The 17,282-nt window shown below is 44.7% G+C and carries 19 protein-coding genes and 2 pseudogenes; 7 read left to right on the top strand and 14 right to left on the bottom strand.

All coding sequences use genetic code 11. From position 1 onward, the window contains the following. Positions 1–34 precede the first annotated feature (34 nt). Together ACH32G_RS05650 and ACH32G_RS05645 are read left to right on the top strand one after the other, a co-directional pair. On the top strand, positions 35–415 hold the full coding sequence (locus ACH32G_RS05650; protein ID WP_016937436.1) for a hypothetical protein: 381 nt from the start codon (positions 35–37) through the stop codon (positions 413–415). A 161-nt stretch (positions 416–576) separates the two neighbouring features. After that, a complete protein-coding gene (locus ACH32G_RS05645; protein WP_045925569.1) occupies positions 577–939 on the top strand; it encodes a hypothetical protein in 363 nt (120 codons plus the stop codon). 51 nt (positions 940–990) lie between these two features. Here ACH32G_RS05645 and ACH32G_RS05640 read toward each other — a convergent pair whose 3' ends face one another. Continuing rightward, a complete protein-coding gene (locus ACH32G_RS05640; protein WP_060963892.1) occupies positions 991–1,383 on the bottom strand; it encodes a hypothetical protein in 393 nt (130 codons plus the stop codon). A 128-nt stretch (positions 1,384–1,511) separates the two neighbouring features. Between ACH32G_RS05640 and ACH32G_RS05635 the strand changes: the two genes are divergently transcribed. After that, positions 1,512–2,474: an iron-hydroxamate ABC transporter substrate-binding protein gene (locus ACH32G_RS05635; protein WP_064779168.1), complete on the top strand. Its 963-nt coding sequence runs from the start codon at positions 1,512–1,514 to the stop codon at positions 2,472–2,474. Positions 2,475–2,512: 38 nt separating this feature from the next. On the opposite strand, the gene ACH32G_RS05630 is transcribed toward ACH32G_RS05635, so the two are convergent. The 7 genes from ACH32G_RS05630 to ACH32G_RS05600 form a co-directional block, all read right to left on the bottom strand. Next, positions 2,513–2,860, bottom strand: a complete 348-nt coding sequence (locus tag ACH32G_RS05630; RefSeq protein ID WP_016937432.1) for a YxeA family protein — start codon at positions 2,858–2,860, stop codon at positions 2,513–2,515. A gap of 13 nt (positions 2,861–2,873) precedes the next feature. After that, entirely contained in the window at positions 2,874–4,742 is a 1,869-nt protein-coding gene (yxdM, locus tag ACH32G_RS05625; RefSeq protein WP_448814086.1) for an ABC transporter permease YxdM, read from the bottom strand. After that, complete coding sequence (gene yxdL, locus ACH32G_RS05620) at positions 4,717–5,490, bottom strand: ABC transporter ATP-binding protein YxdL (RefSeq protein ID WP_448814085.1); 774 nt, start codon at positions 5,488–5,490, stop codon at positions 4,717–4,719. The genes yxdM and yxdL overlap by 26 nt, the downstream gene beginning before the upstream one ends. Positions 5,491–5,634: 144 nt before the next feature. After that, positions 5,635–6,612, bottom strand: coding sequence for a two-component system sensor histidine kinase YxdK (gene yxdK / locus ACH32G_RS05615; protein ID WP_095241101.1), 978 nt, complete (start codon positions 6,610–6,612; stop codon positions 5,635–5,637). Beyond that, a complete protein-coding gene (gene yxdJ, locus ACH32G_RS05610; RefSeq protein ID WP_047477471.1) occupies positions 6,609–7,298 on the bottom strand; it encodes a two-component system response regulator YxdJ in 690 nt (229 codons plus the stop codon). The genes yxdK and yxdJ overlap by 4 nt, the downstream gene beginning before the upstream one ends. 122 nt (positions 7,299–7,420) lie before the next feature. Further along, complete coding sequence (locus tag ACH32G_RS05605; protein ID WP_198698243.1) at positions 7,421–8,860, bottom strand: sensor histidine kinase; 1,440 nt, start codon at positions 8,858–8,860, stop codon at positions 7,421–7,423. Continuing rightward, entirely contained in the window at positions 8,857–9,579 is a 723-nt protein-coding gene (locus ACH32G_RS05600) for a response regulator transcription factor (protein WP_047477465.1), read from the bottom strand. Before ACH32G_RS05600 ends, ACH32G_RS05605 begins: the two co-directional genes overlap by 4 nt. 217 nt (positions 9,580–9,796) lie before the next feature. On the opposite strand from ACH32G_RS05600, the gene ACH32G_RS05595 reads away from it, so the two are divergent. From ACH32G_RS05595 to ACH32G_RS05580, 4 genes and pseudogenes are all read left to right on the top strand, one after another. Continuing rightward, a complete protein-coding gene (locus ACH32G_RS05595) occupies positions 9,797–10,708 on the top strand; it encodes an ABC transporter ATP-binding protein (RefSeq protein WP_042635632.1) in 912 nt (303 codons plus the stop codon). Beyond that, complete coding sequence (locus ACH32G_RS05590) at positions 10,705–11,463, top strand: ABC transporter permease (protein WP_007614844.1); 759 nt, start codon at positions 10,705–10,707, stop codon at positions 11,461–11,463. The genes ACH32G_RS05595 and ACH32G_RS05590 overlap by 4 nt, the downstream gene beginning before the upstream one ends. Before the next feature lie 16 nt (positions 11,464–11,479). Then, the gene (locus tag ACH32G_RS05585) at positions 11,480–12,214 is read left to right on the top strand and encodes an ABC transporter permease (protein WP_232904829.1); all 735 of its coding nucleotides are present in this window, start codon (positions 11,480–11,482) and stop codon (positions 12,212–12,214) included. A 16-nt stretch (positions 12,215–12,230) separates the two neighbouring features. Further along, positions 12,231–12,455: pseudogene (locus tag ACH32G_RS05580) on the top strand (hypothetical protein); the annotation flags it as partial. On the opposite strand, the gene iolJ reads toward ACH32G_RS05580, so the two are convergent. From iolJ to iolE, 6 genes and pseudogenes are all read right to left on the bottom strand, one after another. Beyond that, positions 12,436–13,308 (bottom strand): 6-phospho-5-dehydro-2-deoxy-D-gluconate aldolase, encoded by an 873-nt coding sequence (gene iolJ / locus ACH32G_RS05575; RefSeq protein WP_049627678.1) that lies wholly within the window; start codon positions 13,306–13,308, stop codon positions 12,436–12,438. The pseudogene ACH32G_RS05580 and the gene iolJ overlap by 20 nt on opposite strands. A 2-nt stretch (positions 13,309–13,310) precedes the next feature. Continuing rightward, a complete protein-coding gene (gene iolI, locus ACH32G_RS05570) occupies positions 13,311–14,153 on the bottom strand; it encodes a 2-keto-myo-inositol isomerase (RefSeq protein ID WP_366970974.1) in 843 nt (280 codons plus the stop codon). Positions 14,154–14,218: 65 nt separating this feature from the next. Beyond that, positions 14,219–15,088 (bottom strand): sugar phosphate isomerase/epimerase family protein, encoded by an 870-nt coding sequence (locus ACH32G_RS05565; RefSeq protein ID WP_366970973.1) that lies wholly within the window; start codon positions 15,086–15,088, stop codon positions 14,219–14,221. A gap of 19 nt (positions 15,089–15,107) precedes the next feature. Further along, positions 15,108–16,142, bottom strand: a complete 1,035-nt coding sequence (locus ACH32G_RS05560; protein ID WP_448814084.1) for a Gfo/Idh/MocA family protein — start codon at positions 16,140–16,142, stop codon at positions 15,108–15,110. Positions 16,143–16,164: 22 nt separating this feature from the next. After that, positions 16,165–16,317: pseudogene (locus ACH32G_RS05555) on the bottom strand (MFS transporter); the annotation flags it as partial. Between the two features lie 55 nt (positions 16,318–16,372). Next, positions 16,373–17,269, bottom strand: a complete 897-nt coding sequence (gene iolE, locus ACH32G_RS05550) for a myo-inosose-2 dehydratase (RefSeq protein ID WP_095241096.1) — start codon at positions 17,267–17,269, stop codon at positions 16,373–16,375. Positions 17,270–17,282 lie beyond the last annotated feature (13 nt).

Raw genomic sequence — 17,282 nt, 5'->3', positions numbered from 1 at the left:
GTATAAAGACTTCACTAGATAAGGAGAATGATGAATGAACCCATATCAGTACTACACCCCGCCTGCCTATTTCCCTCAGCAGCAGGAATACGAAGTGAACCGCGTTGAGTATGAGCCGTATCAGCAGGAAAGCTATTATGCGCCCTACCAGTCCGAAGAGCGGCAGCCGACAGGTTTAGAACGGAGAGTTGCCCAGCTTGAAAGACAAAATGCCGAGCAAACGAGAGAGCTTACCCGCCTCTCACAAGAAGACCAGCGCCAAAACCGGGAAATCACGCGGATGAATGAGCAGATCAGACGGCTGAGCCAGTCCATTGAAATCCATACCCGCCGCTTAAACCGTTTGAATCAGCGCCTGCGTGCAGTCGAAAACAGACTCAATATCCCTTTTCACGCTACAGAAGGCGGCTTCTGAGAAAAAGGGCCGGAATACAAAGCTCGACAGGCCATTCCCGAGCCTTGTATTCCGCTCTGTACATAACAGGTAAATATTTGAATGCCATTCTCGCATGAATGCCTCACATTTTCTTTCACATGATAAATATGTAAAATCAATCACTCCAGGAGGTTTTCATGATGTACCAAAACCAATACAGCGGAAATCAGCTGCAGCAATGCCGCCAAACCGCACAGCAGCTTATTCAGCAGACACAGCAAAGCAGCCAGCAGTACAAGCAAATGCTCCAGCAGGAACAGCAAAACATTCAAATGCTTCAGCAGATGCTGAACCATGAGCAGCATGCCGTTCATACCATTCAGCAAGCGCTTCAGGGTCATGAAATGGCCATCCAAAAATGTCAGCAAATCGTGAATGTGTGCAACCAGCTGCAGCAGGAAGTAAGCGGACACATGACTTCACCGATGACAAACGCTAACGTTTCATCATTCCCGCAAACCCAGCATCACACACCGTTCCAGCAGCATTCATACCAGCAATAGCCCGATCACGCAAATGACAAAGCACAAGGATACCGGCTTTGTCATTTGTCTTTATCTCTGTTTTGTCAGGTCAATGCGATGAGCGGGTTTTCCGCCGAATTTTTCCTCCGCCTCGTGCCTAACCGCTTCATACGCTCTCGCTTCGACATTTTGTTTAAACACATCAAGCTGTATCAAATAAGCCGCCCGCACCTTCAGCCCGTGGATGATGGCGATGACCCATAGAGGCAGCACGATATACACGCCGGGTGTGCTCGGCAGCACAAAAGCAATTGCTAAAATAATAAAATAGATAAGTCCGTATTTCAGCCATTTTTTGTTCTTGGCCCGGTAGCCGATATAGAAAAAGGCCAAGAAAGCGGTGAGCGCAAACGGCGCAAAAGTCAGCAGCAGCCACCAGCTGTGCAGCACTTCCCACCAAGTTCCTCTTTTCGTAATCAACATTCATTCCTCCTCCTTTACTACTATAACATGGATAATCAAGAAAGGATTTCTATAAAAACATAGACGGAGTACGGTCTTCCTGCTATATTAATAATGATAATCATTATCACTAAAATAGGGGGATCATGATGAAGAAAAGATCATGGCTGATCGGCCTGGCACTTCTGCTTGTTTTCGCCTTAAGCGCTTGCAGCGGCGCGAAGGAAAACAGCGGCTCCGCATCAGGCAAAGGAAAAACAGACATGCGTACATATCAATCAACAAAAGGAAAAATTGACATACCCGCACATCCGAAGCGGATCGTCACTGACTTTTATGCGGGTGAGCTGCTGTCCGTTGACGCAAATGTCGTCGGAGCGGGCTCATGGGCTTTCAAAAATCCATTTATCCAAAAACAGCTGAAAAACACCACGGACATCGGCAATCCCGTCAATGTGGAGAAAGTGATGCAGCTGAAGCCTGATTTAATCGTGCTGATGAAGGATGACCAATACGAAAAACTTTCGAAAATCGCGCCGACGATTGTCATTCCTTTTAACACCGCAAAAAATACGAAAGATACGGTCAGCCTGTTCGGCGATATTGCCGGGGCGAAGGATAAAGCCAAAAGCTTTATGGCAGACTTCAACAAAAAAGCCGAAGCCGATCAAAAGCGCCTCAAACGTGTGATCGGCAAAGACGAGACAGTCGGCCTTTATGAAACGACGGATAAAGGCGAGATCTGGATTTTCAATGACAATTCCGGCCGCGGCGGCCAAGCCGTTTATAACGCACTCGGATTAAAAGCGCCGGCCAATATTGAAAAAGACATCATGAAAACGGGCGCCATGAAACAGGTTTCCCAAGAGGTCATCCCTCAATATGCGGCTGATTATATGTTCATCACTGATTACAATCCGAATGGAGAAAGCAAAACATTTGAGCGTCTGAAAGATTCATCCGTTTGGAAAAATCTCGACGCCGTAAAGAACAATCGTGTCTTTATCAACGACTTCAACACCTTCTATCCGTATGACCCGATTGCCGTCAGCAAACAGATGGATATCATCACCGACATGCTGATCAAACGGGCTGAAGAAAATAAAAAATAAGAAAACGGCACAGTCTGACGCTGTGCCGTTTTGTATGATTACTTTAATTTCGACTGTACGGAGTCCGGCATATCTTTAAACCTGACTTCTTCCCAGGTCTCGACATACTTTCCTTTCGCCTTCACCTTCAAATAGGCATTCTTCCGGAGGTCTTTCCCGGCGAAAAAGGTCACTTCTTCTTTTTTTCCGGATGCGTTGTATCCGTCTAATGTATATTCAGTACCGCCCGGGCTAAGATGTTTGCCATCTCGGTCAATCTGTACATAAACATCTTGCTGGTGAATAAACGGATTAAATCTGTCTGTAACATCGTTATGAAAAAAGAGAAGCCCGCATATGACGGCAGCGGCCGCCAAGACGGCCAGGATTGCCAATGCTTTTTTCATCTTTATACTCCCCTTACTTGTTCAGTTTTTTCAAATAGCTTGACCGCACCGCGAGGAAGAACAGAAGCTGAAAAATGAAAAATCCTCCGATGGTCAGACTGAGCGGCCCCGCTACATCGGAATAGCCTTCCACAGCCAATGTTCTCAAGGCAAACAGCGTATGCATGACGGCAATGACAAATGGAAAGAAGAAGAGAATCGCCAATTGTATCGTCACGCTTTGTGACATTTCACGCTCACTCAGACCGATTTTGGCCAGTGAACGATAGCGCTCCCGATCGTCATCTAAATCGGTGAACAGCCTGAAATATAAGAAACTCGCTGCCGCGACAAAGAAGACGATCGCGATAAACAGGCCGATGAATAAACTCAAGCTCGGCAGCTGCACCGTATCATAGTAGGTGCCCGCTTTTGCCATAAAATCAGAATGCACGTCGATATAGTTGCCGTAAATCTCATTTTTCAAGGATTGGCTGATCCCAAGACTGTCTTTCCAATGATCGTAGCTGTAGCCGTATAATGACGCTTTATCACCGAGTGATCTCAGCTGATCAAAGGTTTGATCGTTCACCGCGATGATGGCATTCAATGAAATCAGCGGTTTTTCGACTTCTTTTACCGACAGTTTTTGGCCGGACGGCTTGCCTTTTTGGTTCAGCAGCTTCAGCTGATCCGGCGCTTCGTTTTTGAAATTGCGGTCATACGTGCCCGGGAAATAGACGGCCTCACCATGTTTCAGGCCATTCAGCTTAACATGGAAGTACTTCGCCGCCTCCGATTCGCTGATCATGTAAACAGGCGGAACAGTATCCCCTTCCTGATAGCGGACATAGGAAACATCTATTTTGTCTTTCTTATACGTAAAGCCGTGTGTTTTCAATTCATGGTCAATATCTTTCAAATGAGTCTTTTCCTTTGGATTGCTGCTGAAAGATACATACTCCATCTCATAAGCGGACTCTTCCGCCCCGACGGTCGCTTTGTACATCGCGAGCACGCCCGTCGCCGTAAAGGCTACCGCGGAAATAATGCTGACGATAAAGAACAGTCGGGCGTTGTCTTTTAAACGATAGACAAGATCAGAAACCCAAATGACATTTTTCCCGCGCAGATAAAAGGTTTTCCACTTCTTCAGCGCGCGCAGAATCCAGATGCTGCTTTGGCTGAAAAAGAAATACGTGCCGATGACGGTGAGCAGTAAAATGATGAACGGTTCAGTCCCGTGGACATTGCCTTTCAGAACCATGCCGTACCCGCCGCACAGGCAGGCGATGCCGAATAAGGACAGAAGCACGGACGGCTTCGGCTCCGGCTTGATCTTGTCAGTGCCCTTTATTAATTTGATTACCGTATTTGATCTGACAAAAAGGATCGTGAACTGCGATAAAAGGAAAAATAAGAGCAGAAATCCGCCGGCCGTCATGCCGAGCGCTTTCCAAGGCATATACAGAGGCAGCGCGTCCATTTCTAAAATATAAGCGCCGACCGTAAAGAACGTTTTCGAAAAAATGAAGCCTCCGATAATCCCGGCTGCGATCGACATGACGCCGATGATCATGTTTTCCGCCGTAATGAGCTTTCTCAGCTGCCCCGGCGTGATGCCCTGCATCAGCAGGATGCCGAATTCTTTATTTCTCGATTTCAAAAAGGCATTAACCGAATACAGAACAAATAAGAAAGAAAAAACAAAGATCATCCATTCCGCTGCGGTTAATCCTTTTCTGGCGATGTTATTCAGGTAGCCTTCCTTTAATGCCGGATGAAACAGGAACATCGCAAAGGTAAAGAAAATCAACACGGAAAAGGCGCTGCTCAAGAAGAATGCAAGATAGGCCCTTTTGTTTCTCGTGACGTTTTTATAAGCGAACTGAAGAAAGGTCATTTGCATTTCCCCCCAGCATAGACAGCACATCAAGAATCTGCTCATAAAAGACTTGGCGGTTTTCCCCGCGGTAAATCTCATTAAACAGTTCGCCGTCTTTTATAAAGATGACGCGGCGGCAGTAGCTTGCCGCAACCGGATCATGGGTCACCATCAAAGCCGTAACATGATCCTCCTGATTCAGGCTCTGCATCGTTTCCATGACGTCTTTTGACGCTTTGGAATCAAGGTTTCCCGTCGGTTCATCGGCGAGAATGAGTGACGGCTTATGAATGACCGCTCTTGCGATGGCGGCCCGCTGGCGCTGTCCGCCGGATACTTCAAACGTCCGTTTGTTGAGCAGGTCTTCGATTCCGAGCTTTTTCGCGATGCCGTGCAGTTTTTCTTCCATGACAGACGGCGCTTCTTTTTCAAGCGTTAACGGCAGCATGATATTTTCACCGATCGTCAGCGTATCCAGAAGGTTGAAATCCTGAAATACAAATCCGAGCTGCTTGCGGCGGAAATGAGCGAGCTTTGTCCGCTTCAGACGGTGCGGATTTTCTCCGTGAATCAGGATATCGCCTGAATCCGGACGGTCAATCGTTGAAATGATATTCAAAAGCGTTGTCTTTCCGGAGCCGGACGGTCCCATCACCGCCGTGAACCCGCCTTCTTCTATTGAAAATGAAATTTGTTTTAAGGCTTGATAGGATACTTGTCCCTTATAGGTTTTATTTATCTGTTTGACTTCAAGCATATTCGCCATGAGAATCCTCCTTATGGTTTTATTCTTGTTGATCAGGGCTGCTTTCATGTAGTGCCGGGGCGTTCAGCATAAAAAATCCCCTTGACATGAATCCATGTTATCAAGGGGAAAAAGAATGAGCTATGTTGTTTTCTTAACGCAGTCTTACATTTTTGTAAGAAATGAAAATCGAACCGATGTCCCTTCACCGGGGGACGAACTGATGTCCGCCGTATGATTGAGCTTGCCCGTAATTTCTTTGACGAGATGGAGACCGATTCCTGTAGACTCTTGGAAACGCCGCCCATTTTCGCCGGTGAAATAAGGATCAAACACCCGCTTGATGTCCTGCGAGGGAATGCCGACACCGTAATCTTTGACTTCAAGCACCGTCCTGTCTTCATCGCGGAAGACATTCAGCTCCAGTCTGTCACTCTTGCCTGCCGAATACTTGACCGCATTTGTGACCACTTGGCCGATCGCAAATTTGAGCCATTTGGCATCGGTGTAAATCTGATGATCATCGCGAATGTCTATTTTCGGATAGACGCGGTATTGAATAAAAAACCGTTTATAGCTTTGAATGACCGATTGGAGCAGCTCTGATAAGGAAACCGCTTCGACTTTAAAATCCCGCTCAAACAGGTCGAGCCGTGATGAATAAAGGAGCGTCTCCAGCCCGAATTCAATCTGCCGGACCTCTTTTTTGATTTGTTCAAAGACGGGCTCATCCTCTTCCTGAATGATTAAATTAATGACCGACAGCGGCGTCTTTACTTGGTGCACCCATTGATTCATATACGTCACCCGCGCGTCGAGCTTGGCTTCGGTCTCATGGAGCTTCTGGTGCTGCAGCCGGATCAGCTCCATCTGCTTTTCATACAGCTCTGAACAAAACACTGAAGAACCGAGATACGGGATGTCCGTCCCTTCCTGGTCCGAGCTGAGCCAATGATACACGCCGCGGTCTTTGTACCAGCGATAGGCCAGGTACCCTGCCAAAATAAGAAGCTGCACGCCCAATATGTAAAACAGGTGGGAAAAAGAATGAAGACCCGCAAACCAGTAATAAAAGAAGACAAACAGCCCTTGAAGAAGAAAAAGCAGAATCAGCACGGCATGAGACCGGAGAAACAGCTTCATGACAGCGCCCTCAGCTGGTAGCCTTCGCCCCGCACCGATTCAATGGAAACAGGCGCATTCAGCTCCCGCAGTTTTTTTCTGAGCCGCGTGATATACACGTTAAGTGTATTGTCATCGACGAAAATGTCGGTGTCCCACGTTTTTTCCATGAGCCGGTCTCTCCCCGTCACCTTTTCTCCCCGCTCCAGCAGCACCTCCAAAAGCTTGCTTTCTTTTTTAGAAAGCTCGCTTTTTTCGTCTTGAAAGCGCAGTTCAAACCGTTCGACAAAGAGCTGCACACCGGCATATTCAACCACTTTCTCTCCCTGCTTGGCGGCGTACTCTCCGTATGCCCTGCGGATCTGGCTTTTGATTTTCGCGAGCACAATATCGTAGGAAAACGGCTTTTCGATATAATCGTCTCCGCCGTTTTCAATCGCCATCACCTGATCCATTTCCCCGCTTCTGGCTGAGATGAAAATGATCGGGCTTGTGGAATGCTGGCGGATCTGTCGGCACCAATAATAGCCGTCATAGGACGGCAGGTTGATATCAAGCAGCACCACATCAGGTTTTTCCCGCAAAAAAACATCAAGAACAGCTGTAAAATCATCAGCGGCTACGGTTTGATAGCCGTACTTTTCAAGGTAATTCCGCAATAGTCCGCGAATGTCTTCACTGTCTTCTACTATCATGATTTTATTCATGCAACCATCCTCCAAAAGGATACGGCTTTTCGGAGCCATCATTATTTGATGCCCCCATCATAATGCTTTCAGCGGTTCCCTGCAACAAGAGAAAGCGGGCCTTTATAAAGACCCGCTTCACCCTAATTGACATTGTTATAATTAGATGCCAAGCCCGGAAAGGTAATTTTAAATCTTGTGCCCATTCCCGGCTGACTGTATATATCAATATTTCCCCCATGTGCCTTAATAATTTGTTTAGCAATAGCCATTCCTAATCCAGTCCCGGAGTTATTAGATGATGCGCTTATACCTCTGAAATACCGATCAAATAAACATTCAACCGTCTCTTCATCCATTCCTATCCCATCGTCCTCTATTATAATTTGTATTTCATTGTCATGTAACACGTCCTGGTATAAGATGACCTTTATTTTAGTGCCCGGAGGATTATGTTTAATACAATTAGCAATCAAGTTTTCAACTGCACGCTTTAGGTACCTTTCATCCATATTAAAAAGTATCTTATTGTGACTGGATTCTAAAGCGAATCTCTTATTCTCTGACTCCGGTAACAACTTCATTTTTTCTAAAGTGTTATTCATTACTTTCACTACGTTTTTTTCTTCAAGATGGATTGGAAGCGACTCATTTTTCAATTGAAAAGTTAAGTTGAAATCTTCAATCAGCTTTTCCATATATTCGACACGTTCTTCCATTATTAAGGAAAAATCTCGCACTTGCTGATTTTCCCACTCATATTCATTTGAAGATAAAAGGACAGTATACCCCTTAATAACCGAAAGAGGAGTTTTTAAATCATGTGAGACACCAGCCATCCACTCTTCTCGTGTCTTTTCTAATAATTCTCTCTCAGTCTTATTCTTTTGAAGCGTTGAGGTAAGTTCAGACAAAGCCTGCATTAATTCTTGATAGGTCTTATATCCAGATCTATTATGTCTATGTTTGCTTGAATGAAACTTCCAGTCATAAGGTTCTTCATATTTTTCTTTAGACAAATTCTCAATCCAAGATACAATAAACAGCAGGGGCGCACCTAGTTTTTTTCCATAAAATATGGCAATTACAATCCCTGCAATCATAATAGCAACAATCCACAAGTTATTCACCCAATAGAAAAAAGGGTTATTTTTTTCCATCGGCTTTCCCAATACCCATGTTAAATCCTGATTGTTTTTCGTTTCGTACCACGTAGATAATTGATAACCTTTTTTGGCAGGATACATGTAATCTGATATTAACTCTCCAAGAATATAATGCTTAGGTATATTTTTAGGTTTATTAAAAGAAAAAACCTCATCTCCTTGTTCATCTAAAATTTGAATCCACATCCGGTTCTCTAATAAATCTTCTTTTGCTTTCGTATTAATTGAAAAGTGTTTATCTGCAACAATTGTTTGGCCAACAATTTTTTTTAAGGATAAGTGTGGAGTTTCCGTTTTATTCTGACCCAAGACGAGACTGAAAAAAATGATACTCCCCACAATGAGCAGACCCCAAATAAACATGAGTAAAAAAAGTCGCGATACGAAGTAAAATGCTATCCTATTTCTCAGCTTCAAAATAAATCCTCATTTATAGGCTCTACTTCAAATATATAACCCTGCCCCCGAACTGTTTTAATCCATCTTGGTCTGCTCGGATCTTCCTCTAATTTTTCACGTAATCGTCTTACATGCACCATTACAGTACTATCTCCGCCATAAAACTCTCCCCACACATCTTTATAAATTTGGTGTTTACTTAAAATTTGATTGGGATGTTCACAAAAATAAATCAGAAGTTTCATTTCCTGAGCAGGGCAATCAACTCTTGTCCCGTTAACAACAAGTCTTCCCGTATTGGGATCTATTTTAAAATATTCATAATCGTATACCTGTTTTAGAGGATAAGAAGAAGAGAGTTGAGTCGTTCTCTTTAATTGGGCTTTTACACGAGCTACAATTTCCAGTGGATTAAATGGTTTAGTAATATAGTCATCTCCCCCAAAACTAAATCCCTGCAATTTATCTAAATCTGTTGTTTTTGCCGTTAAGAAGAGTATCGGCACATTTGTATGGGAGCGTATTTTGCTGCACAAGGTGAAGCCATCAGTGTCCGGAAGCATGACATCTAATAAAATAATATTCGGAAGTTCCTGATCGATTTTCAGAAGGGTTTCGCTCCCTGTCATAGCTGTGGAAATATTGCTGAAACCTTCCTTTTCAAAGCAAGTTATTAATAAGTTTAAGATATGTTCGTCATCATCCACCATGAGGATTTTGTTCTCTTCTAACGTCATAAATTACCCTCCCTTTTTTCTTATTTTAAATGAACTCGAATACATAAGAGTTGGAAAAGGGAAGAATTTAGCTTTCGTTTAGGTTTCAGAATATTCAATCAAATAGTGTTTACAATATGCAGTCAATAAACCATGGATGTCGTTAAGTGAATGTTTAGGAAGAGTTTCGTTTGTGTTTAAAGAACATCGCTTATGATAAAAGTGAGGTGAGAGACAAATGAATGATCAAATAGTGGTAACACACGATCTAACTAAAAAGTATAAAAAGCATACTTCAGTTGATGGATTAAACTTAAGGATTAGACGCGGCGAAATTTATGGTTTTCTTGGACCGAATGGTGCTGGTAAAACAACAACCATCCGAATGTTATTAGGTTTAATTAAACCAACAAAAGGAAACATCGAAATTTTTGGCCAAAACCTAAACAAGAATCGTTTGCAGATATTACAAAGAATCGGGTCACTGGTAGAATCTCCAACTTATTATGGTAATTTAACCGGTTACGAAAACTTAGAAGCTGTTAGGAGGTTACGAGGACTTCCGGAACAACGGGTCAATGAAGTATTGGAAACTGTAAGGTTATCTAAAGTAGCAAATCGACTGACTAAGGAGTATTCCCTTGGAATGAAACAACGTTTGGGAATTGCAGTTGCCCTGTTAAGCAGTCCTGATTTATTAATTCTGGATGAACCGACAAATGGTTTAGATCCATCTGGTATTCAAGAAATAAGAGAGTTAATCAAAGAATTGCCTAAATCAGGAATGAGTGTCATTGTATCCAGCCACTTGTTGAGTGAAATAGATCAAATGGCTACTCAAGTGGGGATTATAAACAATGGAAGGATGATTTTTCAGGACTCAATTGCAAGTTTACATCAAAAACGAAAACCACTATTAAAAGTCGGTGTTAGTGACGTAATCGAAGCAAAAACAATATTAAACAGGAAAGGATTAAAGGTTGATTTACAAAAAAATTATTTGTGGCTGTCTCAAACAGAACCGGAGTTTGTTTCAGAAATCAATTCCATACTTCTTCATTCAGGGCTGTCTGTATTTCGACTTGAAGAAAAGACACGATCGCTTGAAGATATTTTTTTAGAATTAACTGGTACAGAGGGAAGTCTATGAAAAAGTTATTATGGGCAGATCAATTAAAACTGAAACGTTCGTCGTTATTGATTGTCGTCTTGTTGGTTCCCTTACTCATTATAGCATATGAGTTGGTAAATCTTACTTATCGATCTGAATACGTGGAAAAACAAGCTGAAATGTTCCATGCTGGATCAATGTGGATGTATTTACTGTATGATAATAGTTTGTTATTTGGTCTGGGTTTTCCATTAGCCGCCACACTTTCTGCGTCAATAATAGCAAATATAGAGCATCAAGCAAACGGATGGAAGCAAACCCTTTCTTTTCCCGTATCTAGAATGCGAATTTATGTAAGTAAATTTATTTGTTTAGTAGTCAGTTTATTTATTTCGTCAACAATCTTTTTGCTCGGCATGGTACTGCTGGGCAAACTGGTGGGATTTGAAGGTAGTGTACCTTGGGGACTTTTGTTTGGAGATAGTTACAGCATGTTAGTTACAGTACTGCCTATAATGGCATTCCAGATATGGTTATCTATGGTGTTTAGCAACCAAGCATTCTCAATTCTTGTAGGATCAGTATCATCTATAATGGGTTTGTTTTTGGCTGCTGCTCAATCAACGAGATGGTTTCCGCTGGCTTATCCTAGTCAATCTTCGACAGTCATTCTGCAGTATGAAGGTATAGGATATAACCCAGATCTTTCATCTTACCTTTGCATTAGTCTTTTCTTAGGGATAATTATATTATTTCTGGGCTCTATTCATTTTGCTAAACGGGATGCTTTGTAAAAAGGAGGCGAAATACTTGAAAAACATTTTATTTGTAGAACGTTTAAAGCTTAAGCGATCAAAGTTATGGATCATCTATTTATTAGGGCCTTTGTTAGGTGTATCCCTGGCATACACTAACTTTATTAAAAACTATAACCTTTTTATGAATCCTGGAGACAATGCTTGGTTAGAGGCTTGGACACAAGTTGCTTTATTTATGGGCCCTTTTGTATTACCTATTATAGTGGGAATTTTCGCCGCTCTTGTTTGCAGGGGGGAACATGTAGGTGGCGGTTGGAAACAGCTTCTCGCCTTACCAGTCAAACACTCAGATATCTTTCTGGGAAAGTTTCTAACAGTGGTCCGTATGATACTCATTAGCATGTTCATTTTAATCCTCTTATTTATCGGATTAGGTTATATGTTAGGCATAAGCGGAAGCCTTCCTTTATTCACAATATTAGGATATGGAATTAGAGGGATCCTAGCTTGTTTACCATTGATTTTACTGCAGCTTATTGTTTCAATCAGGTCTAAAACATTCGGCATACCACTCGCTGTTAGCATTGTTTTTACATTACCAGCCATCATTATTGCCAGTACACCATTAGGTCAAGTATATCCATGGACACAGCCTATGTTAGCAATGTCACCCGAAGATGAATCACCGATCCAATCAAATTTCTTATTTTATACGATTATGGTAAGTACCTGTATCGTTCTCCTGGTATATGGAATAAGAAATTTTACTAAACGAGACCTTACGTAGGGTGCATGCTATGTCAGAGTATACCGCAGCTTATATTCTCATTACAGACTACAATTTGAAAGCATTTAGAAAAAATCTTGCCGCTGACCATAACCGTGTGTTCATCAATGACTTTGATACCTTCTCCCTGTACAATCCGCTTTCAGTCAGAAAACAGGTTGATTTGTTGGAAATAAACGGAAGTATTGAAAGCACTCACGAGGTTGTGAGTGCTTTTTCATTCAGCCGACCTGCTGTTTAGCGGCTTTTCCGGCTGATCCGAACGCTCTCATTTTGCTTCGCACCGTCTCTTCCACGGCTTCAATGCCGGGTATCATGTAGCCGCGCGGCTCATACAGATCGCTGGTTTTCTGAAACATGCGGCGTGTTTCGTCTGTCCAGGCGACCATACATTCCGTGTTGATATTGATTTTCGCGTGGCCGAGCGTGATGGCTTTTTGGATCTGATCCTGCGGAATTCCGGATGCCCCGTGAAGAACGAGAGGAATATCAGTCATGCGGGAGATCGCTTCCATCTCCTTAAATCCGAGGTTCGGCTCACCCTGATATTTGCCGTGTACAGAGCCGAGGGCGGCGGCCAGCGCGTCGATGCTGGTTTCTTTGACAATCCGCTCACATTCCGTGATATCGGCATAGCGGACACCGCCGACCAGACCGTCTTCCATGCCGCCGACCGTGCCGACTTCGGCTTCTACTGACACGCCGTGCTTTGCGGCATAATCGGTGACTTCTTTTGTCATCGCGATGTTCTCGTCAATCGGCTGATGGGAGCCGTCAATCATCACTGAGCTGAATCCGGCGTCAATGGCCTGTCTGCAGCGTTCCGCACTGCTTCCGTGATCAAGATGAAGCACGACGGGAACGGTAATCGCCATTTCCTCCATTAACGCGCTGACCATGGCGGCAATCGTTTTAAAGCCGCCTAAATAATCGACCAGACGATCGGAAGCCGCGGCGATGACCGGCGATTGCTCCTTTTGCGCCGCTTGCAGAATCGCCTTCGTCCATTGCAGACCGTTTATATTAAACTGGCCGACTGCATACTGCTCCCGTTTCGCTTCTGCAAGAAGATGTTTCATGGTGACAAAAGCCATGTTCACGCCTCCTTCATGAAGTATTTTGATACGACGGCTTCCGTTGTTTCCTTTGCCGTTTTGATCGTTTCCTCCGCGGTCAGCTTATAATATTCAGGCCTGAACAGTTCTACGGAGACAACATCATTGAATCCGATATCCCTTAACGCTGACAGGTGGGCGTCTAAGTCAATCGCTCCCTTCCCCGGCCAGACGCGGTCTTCATCCGTTAAAAAGCCGATCGGGAAATCTTCTGTATCGTCGATATGATAGATGAAAATTTTCTTTCCGTCCGCCTGCCTCAGGCTTTCAATATTGGAGCCCATCGCGTGGAAATGGAAGCTGTCAAACACCAGTCCGACATTATCGCGGCCGACAGCGTTCACGATGTCATACGCCTGTTCAAATGTATTGACCGTGCATTGCGGGTGGCCGACAAATTCAAGGGCGATATTTACGCCGTACGGCTCCGCGATGTCCGAAAGCTCAGTCAGCACCTCTGCGCTGCTCTTTTTGATCTCTTCTTTCAAGATTTTCCGCTCTGTCACAAGCGGCACGGCCACCACATATTTCACGCCGAGCGTTTCGCACGTTTCCATCATGCTTTTGAATTCCGAAATGGTCTCCCTATATCCCTGCTCATCACGGTTGTTGAAGAAAACTAGTGCGTTCAGGGCAAGCGGTTTAATGTGATGGGTTTGAAAATATTCCGCCAGATCAGCCAGTGAATGATCTTTTAAGTATTCCGGCAGTTTATCCATTGTGCGGATTTCAATATAATCATAGCCGTGCTTTTCGCACAGCTCTAAATCCTGTTTCAGGTTTGAATTCTCCAGAGTTGTCGCTTCATTAAAGCAAAGTTTCATGTCAGCCTCTCCCATCTGCGTTTAGCTGAGGAGCCTTTCCGCCCCGCCGAACTCCGTACTAAAGCTTATGCCATACCTAATTCTTCTTTTAATTTCTTAAGCATGAACCGGCTTGATTCATCCGCTCTTTTGCCGACCCAAGCGAAAACGGCATTCGTCGCAATTCCGTCGAACTTCATCTCTCTCATTTTTTTGAAAATCGTATCAAAATCAACCTCGCCTTGCCCGATGTCCAAATGCTGATGAACCGTTACTTTCGCGTCAGGCGGATTGACGATGTAACGCAGGCCGTGAGCCGCTTTATGATTAAAGGTATCTGCAAATAAAACATGTGTGAGGCGGCAGCCGGCTTCATCAAACATAGTCGCAATATCGCCTTTGCCGTCATCGTAAAAGAACGTATGTGCCGTCGAGTAGACAAGATTGATCCAATCCTTATCAAGCGCGCGGATCATATCCATCGCACCTTTGTGCGTCTCGATAAAATCGTACGGGTGGGCCTGCAGATTGAGTTTAACGCCTTCTTTTTCAAAGACGGGCAGAAGCTCATCCATGGATTTGATGAATTTTTCTTCACTTGTCAACGGATCATATTTTGAACCGCTGAATTCACTGTTCATCAAATCCACTTCAAGCTCAACCGCAATTTCGATCGCCCGTTTCCAGTTGCGCACAGCGGCCTGGCGGCGGTCTTCATCAGGCCCCGCCCAGTGGTAAAGCGGCAGAAGAGAGGACAGCTTCACGCCTGTATCCTTTAAAAGACGCTTCAATTGTTTGATTTTTGCTGAATCGACTTTCGGATATTTGTAGAAAGGACAGAAATCCTCGCGCGGGGACAGTTCGATATACTCGTATCCGAGCTCCGCCGTTTTATAGACCATTTCCTCTAACGTTAAATCATCACGGTACATGGATGGATCTAAGGCCAGTTTCATTGCTTTCACTCCAAATCTATTATTTGCTCACAGTCGTAAAGGATTGATAGAATGCCGGTTTTTCTTGCAGCGCCACTGGCTCTTTCTGTCCGGATTCCTGAGCTTTTACGCACGCGTCAGTTGTCACCGCGGCAATATAACCGTCCCATGCCGTCGGACCGCTGACTTCGCCCTTTTTCCGGATCGAATCAATGAAGTCCTGAATTTCCGCATCATACGCAGCCACAAATCGGCGCTGCCAATCCATCAGGATATCGGTGCTGAGTTTTCCTTCTTTTCTCAAGCTGATGCTTGATGGCTCCGGGAGCTTGATAACACCGTCTTCCCCGACGATTTCACATTGAATGTCATAGCCGTATTTGCAGTTCACATAGATTTCGGCATTGATGACGATACCGCCTTTTGTTTCGATGATGACCATCTGCGGATCTTTGAGATGCGGCAGCGCATTTTTTGATTTCTTCGGATAGATGACTTGTACGGATTCATAATCGTCATTGACGAGCCAGTGGAGGACATCAATTTCATGAACGAGCGTATCAACGACGGCCATGTCTGTTGAATAATTCGATGCGACTGTCGGGTTGCGGTGCGCACAGTGAATCATCAGCGGCTCGCCGACCGCACGATTGTCGATCGCTTCTTTCAGTTGAATGTAACCGCTGTCATATCTGCGCATGAAGCCTACCTGGACTAAACGTTTGCCCGTCTTCATTTCTTCTTTGACGATGCGCATACAGCCTTCTGCCGTTGTGGCGAGCGGCTTTTCACAAAACACATACTTGCCGTGCTGAATCGCTTTCAGAACGCTGGACTCGTGAGCCGGACCCCAGCTTGTCACTAAGACGGCGTCCACATTTTCAGCAGCGAGGAGGCTGTCGTCATCAGGATAAACGGAGGCGTTTAATTCGAAATCCTGAACGGTCTGCTTCGCGGCCTCCTGATTCACATCTGTTACAGCGGTAATTTCCGCTCCGGACAGCTTATTTGTGATGCGGTTGATGTGCTCCTTTCCGATAGCACCGGTTCCGATAACACCTATACGTAAGTTCATTGATCGCCACTCCTTATGATAATCAAATAATGGTTCTCGTCTTTCTTTTGTCGCTGCCGTCCTGAGGAGCACCGTACAGTTCCTGCTGAATCTGTTCAAGCGGATTGCCGGACGTATTCGGTGCGAAGACAAGCCCGATGGCCGTCACACATATGAGCAAAATACCGGTCATAGATGGTCCTTTTGCTGAAAGCTGATTCCGCCATGGCACGATTCATATAAGCCCCCCTCTAATTTGCAGGATCAAGCAGTTCACTGTCGATATACTTTCTCGCTATCAGCGCGTACTCAAGCGGATTGGCGATTGCGGGGTCTTGTTCGGCTTCAATGACGATCCAGCCTGAATAATCATGACGGATGAGCGTCCGGTACACTTCGGTAAAGTCGATGCATCCGTCTCCGGGAACCGTGAAAATGCCCTGTAAAAACGACTGCCTGAATGACTTGCCTTCTTGTCTGCACCGCTCCATAATGTCAATCCGCGCATCTTTGAAATGAACGTGTCTGATCCGATCCATATGCTTGTTGAGAATCGTCATGCAGTCTCCGTCGGAGATATAGGCATGGCCAGTATCATAAAGTAAATGGACATACCGGGGGTCCGTTCCTTCCATCAGCCGGTCAACTTCTTCCGCCGTCTGGACGCCTGTGCCGAGATGATGATGAAAAGTGAGGTTCAGCCCGTATTCCTTCGCGATTTTCCCGAGACGGTTTAAGCCATTGCACAGCGTATCCCATTCTTCATCTGTGAAGTGCGGTTTTTTCTTAAATACATCAATGTCCAAGCCCTGGACACTGTACGTCTGTTCAGAAACGATGGCGGCATCCGCTCCGACTTTCTGCAAATAATCGCAGTGTTCCGTAAATGATTCAGCCGTTTTTTCAATACCGTCTTGAATGATAAAACTGCTGAACCATTTCCCCGCAATCCGCAAGTTCCTGAGAGCCAGCTCCTTATTCAGGACGGAAGGTTCAGGGAAAAATCCTCCCGCTTCCGTTCCTTGAAAGCCGGCGACGACAATATCGCTCAACAGATGCTGCAGCGTATTCCCGGCTCCGATTTCCGGCATATCGTCATTGCGCCATCCAATGGGGGCGATACCCCACAGAATATCTTGTTTGCTCATCGTGATGCCTCCC

It is taken from the genome of Bacillus sp. CIS52 (assembly GCF_053545315.1).
Note: the sequence above shows the minus strand (reverse complement) of the source record. Positions and strands in the feature narration are given on the sequence as shown.

What these genes read in the sequence shown, in the direction of transcription:
- ACH32G_RS05650 (WP_016937436.1), top strand. Translation starts at nt 35, where the DNA reads ATGAACCCATATCAGTACTACACCCCGCCTGCCTATTTCCCTCAGCAG.
- ACH32G_RS05645 (WP_045925569.1), top strand. Translation starts at nt 577, where the DNA reads ATGTACCAAAACCAATACAGCGGAAATCAGCTGCAGCAATGCCGCCAA.
- ACH32G_RS05640 (WP_060963892.1), bottom strand. Translation starts at nt 1,383, where the DNA reads ATGTTGATTACGAAAAGAGGAACTTGGTGGGAAGTGCTGCACAGCTGG.
- ACH32G_RS05635 (WP_064779168.1), top strand. Translation starts at nt 1,512, where the DNA reads ATGAAGAAAAGATCATGGCTGATCGGCCTGGCACTTCTGCTTGTTTTC.
- ACH32G_RS05630 (WP_016937432.1), bottom strand. Translation starts at nt 2,860, where the DNA reads ATGAAAAAAGCATTGGCAATCCTGGCCGTCTTGGCGGCCGCTGCCGTC.
- yxdM (WP_448814086.1), bottom strand. Translation starts at nt 4,742, where the DNA reads ATGACCTTTCTTCAGTTCGCTTATAAAAACGTCACGAGAAACAAAAGG.
- yxdL (WP_448814085.1), bottom strand. Translation starts at nt 5,490, where the DNA reads ATGGCGAATATGCTTGAAGTCAAACAGATAAATAAAACCTATAAGGGA.
- yxdK (WP_095241101.1), bottom strand. Translation starts at nt 6,612, where the DNA reads ATGAAGCTGTTTCTCCGGTCTCATGCCGTGCTGATTCTGCTTTTTCTT.
- yxdJ (WP_047477471.1), bottom strand. Translation starts at nt 7,298, where the DNA reads ATGAATAAAATCATGATAGTAGAAGACAGTGAAGACATTCGCGGACTA.
- ACH32G_RS05600 (WP_047477465.1), bottom strand. Translation starts at nt 9,579, where the DNA reads ATGACGTTAGAAGAGAACAAAATCCTCATGGTGGATGATGACGAACAT.
- ACH32G_RS05595 (WP_042635632.1), top strand. Translation starts at nt 9,797, where the DNA reads ATGAATGATCAAATAGTGGTAACACACGATCTAACTAAAAAGTATAAA.
- ACH32G_RS05590 (WP_007614844.1), top strand. Translation starts at nt 10,705, where the DNA reads ATGAAAAAGTTATTATGGGCAGATCAATTAAAACTGAAACGTTCGTCG.
- iolJ (WP_049627678.1), bottom strand. Translation starts at nt 13,308, where the DNA reads ATGGCTTTTGTCACCATGAAACATCTTCTTGCAGAAGCGAAACGGGAG.
- iolI (WP_366970974.1), bottom strand. Translation starts at nt 14,153, where the DNA reads ATGAAACTTTGCTTTAATGAAGCGACAACTCTGGAGAATTCAAACCTG.
- ACH32G_RS05565 (WP_366970973.1), bottom strand. Translation starts at nt 15,088, where the DNA reads ATGAAACTGGCCTTAGATCCATCCATGTACCGTGATGATTTAACGTTA.
- ACH32G_RS05560 (WP_448814084.1), bottom strand. Translation starts at nt 16,142, where the DNA reads ATGAACTTACGTATAGGTGTTATCGGAACCGGTGCTATCGGAAAGGAG.
- iolE (WP_095241096.1), bottom strand. Translation starts at nt 17,269, where the DNA reads ATGAGCAAACAAGATATTCTGTGGGGTATCGCCCCCATTGGATGGCGC.